Origin of the sequence: Streptomyces sp. NPDC097617, from assembly GCF_044761485.1 — a bacterium.
Taxonomy (GTDB): Bacteria; Actinomycetota; Actinomycetes; order Streptomycetales; family Streptomycetaceae; genus Streptomyces.
In genome coordinates, this window is sequence record NZ_JBIWCL010000002.1 from 15995 (window position 1) to 28680 (window position 12686).

The 12686-nt window shown below is 72.5% G+C and carries 14 protein-coding genes and 2 pseudogenes; 8 read left to right on the forward strand and 8 right to left on the reverse strand.

Going from position 1 to position 12686, the window contains the following annotated elements:
- Nucleotides 1–45: 45 nt before the first annotated feature.
- Nucleotides 46–627, reverse strand: a complete 582-nt coding sequence (locus tag ACIQZO_RS03270; RefSeq protein ID WP_403619311.1) for a TetR/AcrR family transcriptional regulator — start codon at nucleotides 625–627, stop codon at nucleotides 46–48.
- A gap of 110 nt (nucleotides 628–737) precedes the next feature.
- Between ACIQZO_RS03270 and rpmG the strand changes: the two genes are divergently transcribed.
- The 4 genes and pseudogenes from rpmG to ACIQZO_RS03290 form a co-directional block, all read left to right on the forward strand.
- Complete coding sequence (gene rpmG / locus ACIQZO_RS03275; protein WP_403619314.1) at nucleotides 738–902, forward strand: 50S ribosomal protein L33; 165 nt, start codon at nucleotides 738–740, stop codon at nucleotides 900–902.
- Between the two features lie 51 nt (nucleotides 903–953).
- Nucleotides 954–1202 carry a type B 50S ribosomal protein L31 gene (locus ACIQZO_RS03280; protein WP_403619317.1) on the forward strand — a complete coding sequence of 83 codons (249 nt, stop codon included), beginning with the start codon at nucleotides 954–956 and terminating at the stop codon, nucleotides 1200–1202.
- The gene (locus ACIQZO_RS03285) at nucleotides 1199–1498 is read left to right on the forward strand and encodes a hypothetical protein (protein ID WP_403619320.1); all 300 of its coding nucleotides are present in this window, start codon (nucleotides 1199–1201) and stop codon (nucleotides 1496–1498) included. The genes ACIQZO_RS03280 and ACIQZO_RS03285 overlap by 4 nt, the downstream gene beginning before the upstream one ends.
- Nucleotides 1426–1608 (forward strand): annotated as a pseudogene (locus ACIQZO_RS03290) (cobalamin biosynthesis protein CobW); the annotation flags it as partial. The gene ACIQZO_RS03285 and the pseudogene ACIQZO_RS03290, both read left to right, overlap by 73 nt.
- Before the next feature lie 51 nt (nucleotides 1609–1659).
- On the opposite strand, the gene ACIQZO_RS03295 reads toward ACIQZO_RS03290, so the two are convergent.
- Nucleotides 1660–1902: a DUF6158 family protein gene (locus ACIQZO_RS03295; protein WP_403619323.1), complete on the reverse strand. Its 243-nt coding sequence runs from the start codon at nucleotides 1900–1902 to the stop codon at nucleotides 1660–1662.
- A gap of 115 nt (nucleotides 1903–2017) precedes the next feature.
- Between ACIQZO_RS03295 and ACIQZO_RS03300 the strand changes: the two genes are divergently transcribed.
- Both ACIQZO_RS03300 and ACIQZO_RS03305 read left to right on the forward strand, forming a co-directional pair.
- Nucleotides 2018–2617, forward strand: a complete 600-nt coding sequence (locus tag ACIQZO_RS03300) for a TetR/AcrR family transcriptional regulator (protein WP_403619326.1) — start codon at nucleotides 2018–2020, stop codon at nucleotides 2615–2617.
- Nucleotides 2618–2655: 38 nt separating this feature from the next.
- Nucleotides 2656–3435, forward strand: a pseudogene (locus ACIQZO_RS03305) (MFS transporter); the annotation flags it as partial.
- 144 nt (nucleotides 3436–3579) lie between these two features.
- On the opposite strand, the gene ACIQZO_RS03310 reads toward ACIQZO_RS03305, so the two are convergent.
- Complete coding sequence (locus ACIQZO_RS03310; RefSeq protein ID WP_403619329.1) at nucleotides 3580–4488, reverse strand: LysR family transcriptional regulator; 909 nt, start codon at nucleotides 4486–4488, stop codon at nucleotides 3580–3582.
- Between the two features lie 223 nt (nucleotides 4489–4711).
- Between ACIQZO_RS03310 and ACIQZO_RS03315 the strand changes: the two genes are divergently transcribed.
- Nucleotides 4712–5242 carry a DUF6817 domain-containing protein gene (locus tag ACIQZO_RS03315; RefSeq protein ID WP_403619332.1) on the forward strand — a complete coding sequence of 177 codons (531 nt, stop codon included), beginning with the start codon at nucleotides 4712–4714 and terminating at the stop codon, nucleotides 5240–5242.
- Nucleotides 5243–5282: 40 nt separating this feature from the next.
- Here ACIQZO_RS03315 and ACIQZO_RS03320 read toward each other — a convergent pair whose 3' ends face one another.
- The gene (locus ACIQZO_RS03320; RefSeq protein ID WP_403619335.1) at nucleotides 5283–8102 is read right to left on the reverse strand and encodes a TIM-barrel domain-containing protein; all 2820 of its coding nucleotides are present in this window, start codon (nucleotides 8100–8102) and stop codon (nucleotides 5283–5285) included.
- Nucleotides 8103–8427: 325 nt separating this feature from the next.
- On the opposite strand from ACIQZO_RS03320, the gene ACIQZO_RS03325 reads away from it, so the two are divergent.
- Nucleotides 8428–8556: a hypothetical protein gene (locus ACIQZO_RS03325; RefSeq protein ID WP_403619338.1), complete on the forward strand. Its 129-nt coding sequence runs from the start codon at nucleotides 8428–8430 to the stop codon at nucleotides 8554–8556.
- Between the two features lie 67 nt (nucleotides 8557–8623).
- Here the strand turns inward: ACIQZO_RS03325 and ACIQZO_RS03330 are convergent, their stop codons facing one another.
- The 4 genes from ACIQZO_RS03330 to ACIQZO_RS03345 form a co-directional block, all read right to left on the reverse strand.
- Entirely contained in the window at nucleotides 8624–9808 is a 1185-nt protein-coding gene (locus ACIQZO_RS03330) for an ETX/MTX2 family pore-forming toxin (protein ID WP_403619341.1), read from the reverse strand.
- A gap of 434 nt (nucleotides 9809–10242) precedes the next feature.
- Nucleotides 10243–10461 carry a hypothetical protein gene (locus ACIQZO_RS03335; RefSeq protein WP_403619343.1) on the reverse strand — a complete coding sequence of 73 codons (219 nt, stop codon included), beginning with the start codon at nucleotides 10459–10461 and terminating at the stop codon, nucleotides 10243–10245.
- A gap of 143 nt (nucleotides 10462–10604) precedes the next feature.
- Nucleotides 10605–11273, reverse strand: coding sequence for a response regulator (locus ACIQZO_RS03340; RefSeq protein WP_403619346.1), 669 nt, complete (start codon nucleotides 11271–11273; stop codon nucleotides 10605–10607).
- Complete coding sequence (locus ACIQZO_RS03345) at nucleotides 11270–12517, reverse strand: sensor histidine kinase (protein WP_403619349.1); 1248 nt, start codon at nucleotides 12515–12517, stop codon at nucleotides 11270–11272. Before ACIQZO_RS03345 ends, ACIQZO_RS03340 begins: the two co-directional genes overlap by 4 nt.
- Nucleotides 12518–12686: the final 169 nt, after the last annotated feature.

Here is a 12686-nt window from a genome sequence, read left to right on the forward strand (position 1 = left end):
GGTTCCGTTCAGAGGTGCGCACGGCGCGCACGGCGGTGAGGAGTTTCAGGGCGCGGGAGCGCCGGCGGGGGGCCGCGGGAGCGGCCGCGCCCCGCTGAGGAAGGAGGTCAGGACCAGGTGGCCGATCTGGCGCGGGGCGAGATGCCCGTCGCGCACGCCCTCGGCGGCCGCGTCGAGCAGGCCCCAGAGCGAGTACCAGATCCAGTAGGGCGGCAGGTCGGCGCGGAGCCGGCCCAGCCGCTGGCCGAGGGCGAGGAAGGCCAGGGCCCGCCGGTCCTGCCGGTCGACACCGGCCCGGAACTCCGGGTCCGCGAGGACGGTGGCGTCCCGCGAGGTGAAGCCGTAGAGGTGGGCGGCGGGCATCAGGGCGATGACCAGTTCCTCGAGGGCGGTGTCGAAGGCGGCCGCGTCGGCGCTCTCCGCGAGGTCCAGCGGGGCCAGGCAGCCATCGACCACCTCGATCGCCCGGACGGCGACGGCCTTGAGCAGGGCCTCACGGGTCGCGTAGCGGCGGCTCAGCGTGGCGCGGCTGGTACCGATGCCGGCGGCGATCTGCACCATCGAGGCGCTGTGATCGCCGGCGAGGACGCGGGCGGCGCCGTCCAGCAGTTCTTCTTCGTTCACCATGAATGAGCCTCCTTCACGTCGAACGATACAAAATTGTCTCACTCGAAGCAAAGTCGACTCAGGATCGAAGTCTCTATTGAAACTGGCAATCATTTTCGTATACTGCCTGCATGGCACGCGACGAAGTACGCCCGATCGTCAAGCTCCGCTCCACCGCGGGGACCGGCCACACCTACGTCACCCGTAAGAACCGGCGCAACGACCCCGACCGCATGGTGCTGCGCAAGTTCGACCCGGTCGTCCGCCGGCACGTCGACTTCCGCGAAGAGCGCTGACCCGCGCGCCACCACGTTCCGCACCGCCACCACATTCCGAAGGAGCGCACCGTGAAGCCTGCGATCCACCCCGCCTACGGCCCCGTCGTCTTCCGCGACAAGGCCGCCGACTTCGCCTTCCTCACCCGGTCGACCGCCACCGGCGACAGGACAGTCGAATGGGAGGACGGCCGCACCTACCCCGTCATCGACGTCGAGATCTCCTCGCAGAGCCACCCCTTCTACACCGGCACCGCCCGCGTCCTGGACGCCGCCGGGCGCGTCGAGCGCTTCCAGCGCCGCTACGGGAGCAAGCCGTGAGCCTGCCCGTCGCCATCGTCGGCGGGCTCCACCGGGATGCCCGCCGACGCGCGGTACGGGCACTGCCGGCCACCGTGCCCGGCAGCGTCGCCCTGCGCCACGACCTGGCCGCGGCGGCCGTCGAACCGCGCGCCATGGCCGAGGTCGTGGCCGCGCACGGCTGCGCCGCCCTGGAACTCACCCATGCGAGGAGGCGGACGGGGCCGGCGTCGCCACGCCGGTCTGGCACCCCGAGCACGGCGACCGCTGCCAGCACCTGGTCTTCACCTCACCGGCCCTGGACCGCGAGGGCCTGACCGGGCTCCTCGGCTCCTGCCTGCTGACCGACGCCGAGTTCACGGCCGGCCGCAAGGCTTGGCAGCACCTGCCGACCGCCCTCGGCCCCCTCCTCGACCCCGCCTCCTGACCACACGCGCCGCATCCTGGCCCACGCGGCGCAACCGCGCGTCAGAACGGCCTAGTCTCCGTCGGTGCGGGCGCGGGCGCCCGAGCGGGTGCGGCCGGGGGTCTGGGCGCGTTGGGGGTGGCGGCGGACGTACTCGTGCTCCAGCTCGTTCATCCGCTTCGTGTGGGTGACCAGGGCGTCGTCCGACCCGTGCAGCAGGGTCTCGTGGCGCGTGCGGTGAATGGCCTCCAGCTCCTTGAGCAGCCGGCCCTCCTCCAGTTTCCGCGCCGCCGGACCGCCGTCGTGCTCCGTCATGGCACGTACACCTCCTCCACCGGCCGTGGGGTCGCCTCCCCATCATCCCCCGCACCGCGGGACCGGGCCTCCGGTGGAGTAGACACTGTCTACTCACGTGCGGTAGACAGGGGCCATGGACCAGGAGAGACCGCTCCGGGAGCGGCTGATCGATGTGGGTGTGGAGCTCGTCCTGAGCGAGGGTGCCGGGGCTCTGGGCCTGCGGGAGATCGCCCGGCGCGCGGGCGTCTCGCACGGGGCGCCGCGCCGGTACTTCCCCACCCACCAGTCGCTGCTGTCGGCGATCGCCCGGCGGGGGTTCGAGGAACTCGGCGTGCGTTTCACGACCGGTGCGACCGGTGCGCGGGAGTCGTCCCCGCGGGAACGGGTGCGGGCGATCGGGTGCGCGTACGTCGGTTACGCGCTGGAGCACCCGGGGATGTTCGAGCTGATGTTCCGGCACGATCTGCTGGACAGTACGGGCCGGGCACCCTCCGATCAGCCGCGGCTGCGCGAGACGACGATCCCGATGTTCGATCTCCTCGTCACGCTCGTCCGCCACTGCGGGGCCGCCGATCCCTCCGTCACCGCCGCCGCCTTGTGGGCCAACCTGCACGGCGTGGCGCAGTTGTGGCGCTGGGGCAGCCTGCCGCTGATGCTCGGCAGCGGTGTCGACGGTGTCGGCCGGCTCGTCGACGCCGCCGTCAACGCGCACCTCGGTCCGGAGCCCGTATGAGGCAGCGGATCTCACTGCTCGTCAGCGTGGCGGGAGCCATGCTCGTCGCCCTCGACGGCACCGTACTGACCGTGGCTCAGCCGAGCCTGCGGCGCGACCTGGGGGCGGGTGTGGCGCAGGTCCAGTGGACCAGCACCGCCTACTTGCTCGCGGTGGCCGCGTTCCTGGTCGTGGCCGGGCGCCTCGGCGACCGGTACGGGCACCCGCGACTGCTGCTCATCGGTGTGCTCGGCTTCGCCGCCGCCTCGGCCGGCACGGAGCGCGGGCCGCTGGAGGTGACCGGTGCGGCCCTGCTGGCGACGGCCCTCGCGGTGTTCGTGCACGCGCTGGTCGGCGTACCCGTGTACGGGTGGACCGCCGCGCCCACCGTCATCGGGTTCGGGGGCGCCGCCGGGCTCGCGGCCCTGTTCGTACGCCGTGAGCGGCGGGCAGCGCGGCCGTTCGTACCGCATGCCGTGGCCCGGTCCATGGCGGTGACGGCCTCGATGGGGCTGCTGCTCGTGGTCTCCGCGGGCATGTTCGGGGCGCTGTTCACGGCCACGTTCCAGCTCCAGGACGTCGAGGGACTGGACCCGCTCGCCACGGGGGTGCGGGTGCTGCCGCTGACCGCGCTGATGGTCGTGGGGGCGCCGGTGGCGGGCCTGGCGCTGCGCCGGTTCGGGGCGCGCCCGACCGCACTGGCCGGTACGGGGCTGGTCGTCGCCGGGATCGCGGGGCTGGGCTCCGCTTCCCCGGTGGCCTTCGGGGTGCTCGGCGCGGGCTTCACCACCGTGATGGTCACCGCCACCGGGGCCGTGGTCGGCGAGGCCCCCGCCGGATACGCCGGGGTCGTCGGGGGGCTCAAGCAGACGGCCATGAACGTCGGTCCGGCCCTCGGGATCGCGGTCGCCGCGGGCTCCGGGCTGCACGGTTCCTCGCTGGTGGCCCTGGCCGCGCCGGCCGCGGCGGGCCTGGTGGCGGCGTCACTGCTGCCCGGCGGCGCGCGCCCGGCAGCTGCGGGCGACCTCGTCGGCGAAGGCGAGGGCGGGCGCGGCCAGGGCGGACCGGCGGCGGACGGCCCAGCCCACCGCGAGGGGCGGCAGCGCGGGGATCGGCACGAGGCGCAGCGGGCCGTCCGAGCCGGGGACCTGCCAGCCGGGCAGCGCGGGCACGACGGCGTGTCCGAGGCCTAGTTCGGCGAGCAGCAGGGCGGTGTCCCAGTCGGCGACGCTCGTGTCGGAGCTCACCCGGATACCGGCTTCGGCGAGGGCGGCGTCCAGGTGGGCGCGCGAGGCGGAGTTCTCGGGCAGCCGGATGTGGCGGATGCCGGCGAGGTCGGCGGGGTCGACGCGGGCGCGGGCGGCCAGGGGGTCGTCGGCGCCGACGGCGAGTACCCAGGGCAGTCGCAGGACGGGGCGCTGCTCGATGCCGCGGACCGGGCCGCCGATGGTGATCCAGGCGAGGTCGAGGTCGTCGGCGGCGAGGGCGTCGAAGCAGCTGCGGCTGGAGTTCTCGGTCTGGAACTCCAGGCTCACCGAGGGGTGTCGGCGTCGGAAGGTGACGACGGCCTCGGACATGAAGTGCCGCACCGTCGTCGCTCCGGTGGTGACGCGGACGGTGCCGCCGCCGCCCCGGACGAGGTCCTCCACGCGGCGCAGGGCGCCGTCGAGTCCCGCGATGCCGTCGGCGGCGGCCGCCTGGAGGATGCGGCCGGCCTCGGTGGGTACGACGCCACGTGCGTGGCGCTCCAGGAGGCCGGTGCCGGTCTCCTTCTCCAGGCGGCGGACGTGCTGGCTGACGGCCGACTGGGTGCGGCCGAGGTCGCGGGCCACGGCGCTGAGGCTGCCGGCGCGGCAGACGGCCACGAACACGCGAAGATCATCGAGAGTCACAACACCCAAGGTATCGCTTGGATATGGGGAGTAAATCGGAGGATTGACTTGGGTTCTGGATGGGATCAGGATCGGTGCAGGGCCCGGGCGGCAACCCGTCCCCCGCCCGCGCCACGGGGTCCGGACCCCAGGCACGGGCGGGGCCGGGTGTCGACCCACCACCCGGCCCACTGGACCCACCCGGACGGTCCCGAACCGACCGGAGCGACAGGGGGAGATATCGGTGTCGGATCACGCCGTCGCATGGTTGCGCGCGCTCGGTGCGCGGGACATCGCCCACCCGGGCGGCACGCTCCTCGCCCACCTGGAGCGCGTACGGGAGCTCCTCGCGTCCTGGGGTGCGCGGCCCGCGCTCCAACGGGCCGGTCTGTGCCACGCGTTCTACGGTACGGACGGGTTCCCCACCGCCCTGCTGCCGCTCGCCCGGCGGACCGAGCTGGCCGCGGCGATCGGGCAGGAGGCCGAGGGGATCGTGTACCTGTACGCCGCCTGCGACCGGGCGGCCTCCTACCCGACGCTCGACCGCGAGGAACCGGCCTTCCGGGACCGGTTCACCGGCCGCCTCCACTCCCCCGCCCCGGAGCTGCGGCGGGACCTCGCCGAGCTGTCGGCGGCCAACGAACTCGACCTCGCGCGGATCGAACCGGCGTTCCGTGAGGCGTACGGAACCGCACTCCTCGCCCTCTTCACGAGGTGGCGCGGGCTGTTGAGCGAGCCGGCCCGGCGGGAGTGCCGGGCCGTACTCGGCGGCTGATGCGGCGGGTTGTCGGCCGGTCAGGAGGCCGGGCGGACGGTCACGGGGCGGGGCGGCCGGTCAGGGTGATCTCGGCGGCGCTGGTCCACGGGCCCCGCCCGCCCGCCTCGGTCAGCGCTCTCAGACGGAGGTAGCGGCCGGTCCTCGGGGGCAGGGCGACATGCTTCGCGGCCTCGGTGTCGGCGAAGGTGCCGGTCGCCACGGGCGCTCCCCAGTCGGCGGTGCTGTCGGAGACGTACACCTCGTAGCCGCCGATCCGGCCGTTGACCCCGCCGTCCTGGCGGGGAAGGCAGCCGAGGCCGTCCACCGCGTAGCGGGCGCCGAGGTCGATCTGGATCTCGTGCGGCAGCGCGGCGGGCGTGCCGGAGGACCAGGCGGTGTGCCAGATCGTGGCCGGGTTCCCGTCGAAGGCACGCACGGCGGCGCCGTTCTCGGCGGCGGTCTCCTGGCTGTCGGCGTGGACCAGGGACCAGGCCGAGCGGTCGATCGGGGTGGTGGCGGGCAGGGGTTCGGCCGCGGGGAGACTCGTGCCGGTGGCCGAGACGGTGAAGGCGCCCGCCTTCGTTCCGGTCTTGATCCAGAGCACTCCTGAGCGGTCCGCCGGGTCGAAGAACCAGCCGGACGCGGCGGAGTCGTAGGCGGCCTTGGAGGCCAGGCCCGTCGCGGGGGCGCCGTCGACCGTGACGGTGGCGGGCGCGGTGGCCACGTGCAGGGTGAACTCGTAGCCGCGGGATGCCGGTTTGCCGGTGTAGCTGCCGGTGGGGGCGCCCACGGAGACGGTGACCGCGCCGGAGCCGGCCTTCGGGGCGCTGACGTCGACCCGCTGGCGGGCGTAGGCACCGGACTGGTACGCGCGGGTGCGGCCGTCGTCCTCGTAGAGGCTGAAGGAGGAGGCGCCGCGCGGGTGGATGTCGTAGGTGAGGGTGGAGACGGGCTTCTCGCCGGTGTGGTTCATCTGCGGCCACATCGGCACGACGGCGCCGCCCTTGACGAAGAGCGGCAGGGTGTCGAGGGGCGCCTGGTACCCGCTCAGCCACCCCGGGCCCGCGTACGTCCGGCCCGTCCAGTAGTCGGTCCAGGTCCCGGCGGGGAGGTAGATGCCGTCGCGGACCGAGGTGTCGGAGACGACGGGCGCGACGAGGAAGGAGTCGCCGGCCATGAACTGGCCGCTGGTGAGGTTGCCGCGGGCCACCGGGTCGTCGGGGTACTCCAGGACCATGGCGCGGGTGCTGGGTACGCCGCTCTCGTGGGCGACGTGGCTCATCGTGTACAGGTAGGGCATCAACCGCATTTTGAGCTGGAGGTACTTGCGGTTGACGGAGAGGTAGGGCTCGGCGAAGCGCCAGGGCTGCTTGTCGTGGTAGCCGGCCGACGGGTTGGCCGCGCCCCAGCCGGACATGGTCATGAAGGCCGGGGTGAAGGCCTTCCACTGGAGGTCCCGGGTGTACGTCTTCGGGCTGCCGCCGAAGATGCCGTCGATGTCGCCGGCCGCGTAGTTGAGGCCGGACAGGCCCGCTCCGGTGATGGCGGGGACGTGCCAGCGCATGTCGTCCCAGGTGCCGTGGGTGTCGCCGGTCCAGACGACGGCGTTGCGCTGGGTGCCCGCCCAGCCGTCGACGGTCCAGACGTAGCGGCGGGCGTCGGAGTTCTTCTCGATCCCGTCCACGGCCTGCTGCACGCCGTTGAAGGCGTACTTGTAGCCGCTGCCGATCCACGCCACGTCGGTCTTCACGCCCCGGCTGCCGGCCGTGCCCACCTCGTCGGCGATGGAGCCGAGGCCGGTGGAGGTCCACAGGCCGGTCTGGAATCCCTTGGCCTTCAGGGCGTCCACCGTCGACTTGAGGGGCGCGGTGTAGCCGCAGCCGTAGCCGTCGTTGGGAAGGAACCAGCCCGAGGGCATGTCGGCCGACCGGGCGTCGGACGCGTAGCCGACGACGTCGGGCGTGGTCTGGTGGCGCGGCCTGTTGTGATCGCCCTGGTAGTCGGGATTGGAGGCGTTGAAGCAGTCCGCGTTGCCCAGCTCGAAGCCCCACAAGGGAGCCATGAAGGGCTTTCCGCTGACGTCGGTGTACGCGTCGAGCACGGACTTGAGGGAATCGCCCGTGAAGTACCAGGCGTCGAAGCGCTTCTCGTCGTGGGCGAGGGTGGTGGGCGCGTTGAAGCCGTAGGAGCCGGGGGCCCAGGTGTTGCGCATGACGCCGTAGCCGTTGGTGGACATGTAGAAGGGGGCCGGGCTGGCGTTGTCGTTCTCGCGCCACTTGTTGTCGACGGCGATCGGCACGGTCTTGCCGCGCAGCGCCCACTCGCCCAGGCGCAGGCCGGTGCCGTAGAACTGCTCGTCCGCGCCGCGGGCCAGGTACTGCGTGGTCCGGCCGCCGGTCCAGCTGGTGGGCTGCGTCTCCTGCCAGACGGGGGTGGTGTTGTCGGCGCGGTACACGGAGAACCGGAGGGGCTTCTTATTGACCCGGATGGAGAGGGATCCGGTGGTGATCCGGTAGTACGCGCCCGCGTCGGAGTAGCTCGCGGCCACGGAACCGAAGTCGGTGGTGGGGGCGAGGTCGGAGCCGGCCGGATCGTCGGTGAAAAACCCGTCGGGCGAGAGCCAGAGCCGGAAGATGTCGGCGCGGGCGACGACCACGCGCGCCTTGGCTCCTGTGGAGCCCGTGATGGTGAAGGTGTTCCCGGACCGGGTGAATCCGGTGACGTTGCCGGCGGTGGCGGTGGCTCCGGCGGCCTCCGCCGGGGCGGCGGATGCGGGGACGGCGAGGGGGCCGGCGGCGGCCAGGCCGGTGACGGCGAGGGCGGCGGCGAGCAGGGCGACGGCCGGGTTGCGCCACCTGCGCCGCCGTGCCGGGTGCACCCGGCTGCCTAACGGGCCTTGCCGGCCCCGGCCCCGACTCCGACCCCGACCCCGACCCCGACCCCGACCCCGACCCCGACCCTGGCTCTGGCTCTGGCTCTGGCTCTGGCTCTGGCTCTGGCTCTGGCTCTGGCTCCTGCGGATGCTTGGCAGTCTCATGGGCAGCTCCTCGTGCGGTTCCGAACCCGGACACAGCTCTTGGCATGCTCCCGGCAAGATAGCGCTCCGGCGACCCTGAATGAAAGATGATGCTCGAAATCGACTTCCACCACGCAGATTTGAGCATCCGACAGGTGTAGGTAACCCTGCGGACAGGGTGCGCGGCATGGGGATCGACGTCGATGTGGCCGTGGTGGGGGCCGGACCGGCCGGACCGGGCGGACCGGGCGCTGCGCTGCTGCTCGCCCGGGCCGGGCTCGGCGTGGTGGCGCCGGAACGTACGAGCGCCGTCTGAGGTGAGCATGCCGGACGCCCGGCGGGGGCGTCACCCCTCGCCGGGCGCCGGTGGCGGCCGGGCCCGGTCAGATCCCGGGCAGCGGCAGGCTGGGCTCGTGCGGTCGTACCGGCTCACGTCGCTGCTGTGAGCCCGATCCGTCGTAACTCACGTAGTAGACGGAGGTGTACGCCTGGAACGTGAGAGGACCCGTGACGCTGGCGGAACTGCCGTCCTGCCGGTGAACGTCGATCGTATGGGTCTCGTTGTACATGGCCCCGGCAGTCATCGGTTCTATGACGAGGTTCTGTGTGATCGTTTCCGACTCCATGTCCGTGACCGATGTGGAGGACGCGTAGCCGAGATTGACCGACAGCGATGTGGAGACCTTGGCCTCTGCGAAGAAGATGTCCACGCCGCCTTCGAAGCCGACGGTGACCCCGACGGAGGTACTGAACGTCTGGGACTCGGAGCTGCTGACGCCGTACGTGTACGCATGGGACTGGGTTTGTGTGCTGTCCCCTTGATTGTTTCCGTACAAGCCCAGGGTGTAACTGCGTTTGCGGATGACCGTGTAGTAGGGCGAGTTGGCCAGCTGCCACTCGATGCCCGTCCCGTCCTGAATGGCGATGAACGGGACGAGGACCGTCCGGTCGATTGACGGAACGGTCTGCCCGACCGGCTCGTCGTAGCTGTCCATGGTCGGCGGAGCCGGGGGAGACCCGCTCACGAGGACCGGCGGCAGGTTCAGGAGGTTTTGAACGGGGGTGTCCACAGGCGCCGCATCGGGCGAGTAGACGAAGGCACCGTCGGTCGTCAGCAGGATGCCGTCCGGATCACCCGTGTACTGGGGGACCGCAATTCGCCAGCCTCCGTAGGGGCCGCATTCGCCCTCCACAGGCGCGTTGGTGCTGACATAGGTGTGGCCGTCGCTCCACGGCCCTTCCTTCACACACATGCACCAGCGTGCGTCACCGCAGCTGTTGGGGTCACCCCCCTCGGGTTCGAACACATCAGAGAGGGCCAGGTATCCGTCCGGTGCCACCGGCCGCCAGGCCATGTCACCGAGCTGGTCGAAGCGAACGGGAGCACACAGCAGGGGGTTGTCCGGGGCCGGGTCGGTCTCCTTCACCAAGATGACGATCCCGGCCATCTGGGTGCCCTCGAACCCCACAAGGACGAGGCTGTACCAGGAGTCATCCGGCAGGGAGCCATCGGATGGGTCCCAGAAGCACACCGTGAGTTGCCCGAAGGCCTGGGGTGTCGACAGCATGGCGTTTCCCTTCCTCAATGGACGTGCGACTGCGACTGTGACGAGTGATCGGCCGGCCTCATGCGGACCGCGTGCCTGGTGAGAAGTCGGCCTCTCGTGGGCCGGGGCAAAAGCAGTCCGATGCGGGTGGGGTCGCCCGGGGTCGTACGGGGCGGGGCCCACGGCACCGTCACAGCCGGACATGCCTGCCTCCATGGAAGGCACAGGACCCGAACACCCGCCACCGCTACGAACCCCCGTGACAGGGATGCCACGACGTGCTCCGACCCCCGGCACCGGCAGGACCCTTGGGGAGCACATCGACCGCAGTTACGCCGAATGGGTGAGGCCGCGCTCCTGCCGCAGGTCAGGCCGCCGCCGGCCGCCGGAAAAGCGCTTCGCCGTCCGCGGATCGCGGGCGGCGAGGGGAACGACGGGCCTGCTGCGCGGACCGGCTAGGCGGGGCGCGGTGGGGTGACCGCGAGGAACGGTGGGGCCGGGGAGGACCAGCGATGGCCGCAGGGGTCGAAGACCAGGACCACCGGCCGGCCCGGACGCTGACGCCACGAGATGAGTTCCGGCGCGTCCGCGCACACGGGGCAGCAGGGCAGCGGGCGGGGCTCCGGCAGGCACTCGGGGGCGGCCGTGAGCGGCGTGGCGTGCTGATCGCGCATGGAGGCTCCCTCGTCGTGCGGTTGGACTGATCGCACTGTGCCATGGACGGGCCGCTGTGCGCACGGGCGAATCGTCCAGTGTTTTGGCTGGTCAGAGGTGCGGACAGCAGGAGGAATCCGGTGCTCTTACGGGCACTTGGTGATCAACCGCTCGCACCGCCGGCCGCCACCAGGCCCGATTCGTACGCCGCGATCACCGCTTGCGCGCGGTCGCGGACGCCCAGCTTGCCGAAGATGCCGGTGATGTGGTTCTTGACCGTGGAGACGCTGATGTCCAGTTCCGCGGCGATCTCCGCGTTGCCCCGGCCGGTGGCCATGAGCCGCCAGATCTCCAGCTCGCGCGGGGTGAGTTCGACGGGGGTCCCGGCCGCCCACGACCGCGGCCGCTCGGGGGTCCGTACGTAGGCGGAGAGCAGCCGGCTGAGCAGCCGCGGCGCCACGGCGGCCTCGCCGGCGTGGACGATGCGGACCGCGGCGATCAGCTCCTCCGGGGATATGTCCTTGGGCAGGAAGCCGTACGCGCCGGCGCGCAGGGCGGCGACCACGTACTCGTCCATGTCGAAGGTGCTGAGGGCCAGGACGCGGGTCCCGGGGAGCGTGCACGCGAGTTCCTCGGTGGCCTTGACCCCGTCGAGGACCGGCATGCGGATGTCCATCACGACCACGTCCGGCCGCAGCTCCCGGGCGAGGGCCACCGCCCGGGCCCCGTCCTCGGCCTCGCCGACGACCTCGAACTCCGGGTCGGGGCCCAGGATCAGGGCCAGGCCTCGCCGTACCAGCGGCTGGTCGTCGGCGATGAGCACACGGATCATCCGTGCCGTTCCTCTCTCTCGCCCGCTCCCGCGCCCGGGAGGGGTGCCGGGACCGGGGCCGGGATACGGGCCGCCACCCGGAATCCACCGCCGGTCAGGGCGGCGGCCTCCAGGGTTCCGCCCTGCAGGGCGACCCGCTCGTGCATACCGATCAGACCGTACCCGGAGGCCGCGGCGGGGCGTGCGGGTGGTACCTGCGCCCCCGCTCCGTCGTCGCGCACCTCCACGCCCACCTCGTCGCGGTCGTACGTGAGCCGTACGTGGGCCCGCGCCCGGCCGGCGTGCTTGCGGGTGTTGGTCAGCGCCTCCTGGACGATGCGGAAGACGGTGAGGCCCACGCTCGGCGGCAGCGGGCGGACCGGGCCGTCCACGGTGAACTCGGTCTCCGTCCCGGCCAGCCGGGACTCGGTGATGATCCGGGCGAGGTCGTCGGCCCCGGGCTGCGGCGCCGGCGGAGTGTGTTCCGGCTCCTCCCCCGCCCGCAGCACGTCGAGGAGTTGGCGCATCTCGCGCAGCGCCATCCGCCCGGAGTCCTCCAGGGTGACGAGGGCCTTCCGGGCCGCCTCCGGGTCGTACGCCAGATTGGCGCGGGCCCCGCCGGCCATCAGCTGCATGGTGGTGATGTGGTGGGCGACGATGTCGTGCAGTTCGCGCGCGATCCGGCGGCGTTCCTCGGCCACCGCCCGGTCGGCGAGCCGTGTCCGCTGGGTCACCGCTTCCCGCTGCCGGTGGCCGACCACCCAGGCCGCGGTGAGGGTGATGAGCGCGGCGGCCGCGTTCCCGGCCAGCCCCCACCAGCCGAAGGGAAGGGGCCAGCCGCTGTGGCCCGCGGAAGCCAGCGGTACCGCCGCGGCCGCCGCGACCGCGACCACGGCGGGGCGGCTGATCCGGGCCACCGAGTAGAGGGCGGTCGTCAGGCTGAGCGTGAAGTGCGGCGCCAGCGGAACGGCCGTGTTCACCAGGGCGCAGAGGGCCAGGACCGCGGCGAGCACGGGCACCGGGCTGACGCGCCGGGCCAGCAGGCACATCGCCGAGACCACCAGCAGGGCGGCCGCGGTGACGCTGAGGGTCCCGTTCTGCGTGAGGGTCGTCACGGAGAAGCCGACGAGGTCGGCGGCCGCGGCCGCCACCGCGACGAGCGCGTCGTTGCGGGTCCACGGCCCGCGGTCCGCCTCGGCGTCCGCCCCCGCCCCTGTGCCCGGGCCCGCGATCGCGGTCGCGCCCGCCACCGTATCCGTACTCATGCCCAGCCCACGCCCGCCCCTGTGCCGCCGGTCCTGCTCCCCGGTGGTCGAGACCCATTCTGGCACCGGGGGTCACCCGTGCCGCCCACCCGTGGTCGGGGTCCGGACCAGGACCGCAGTCCTGGTCGGCGGCGGCGACCGGACCCTGGTCCCGGACCGGGGATCCTCC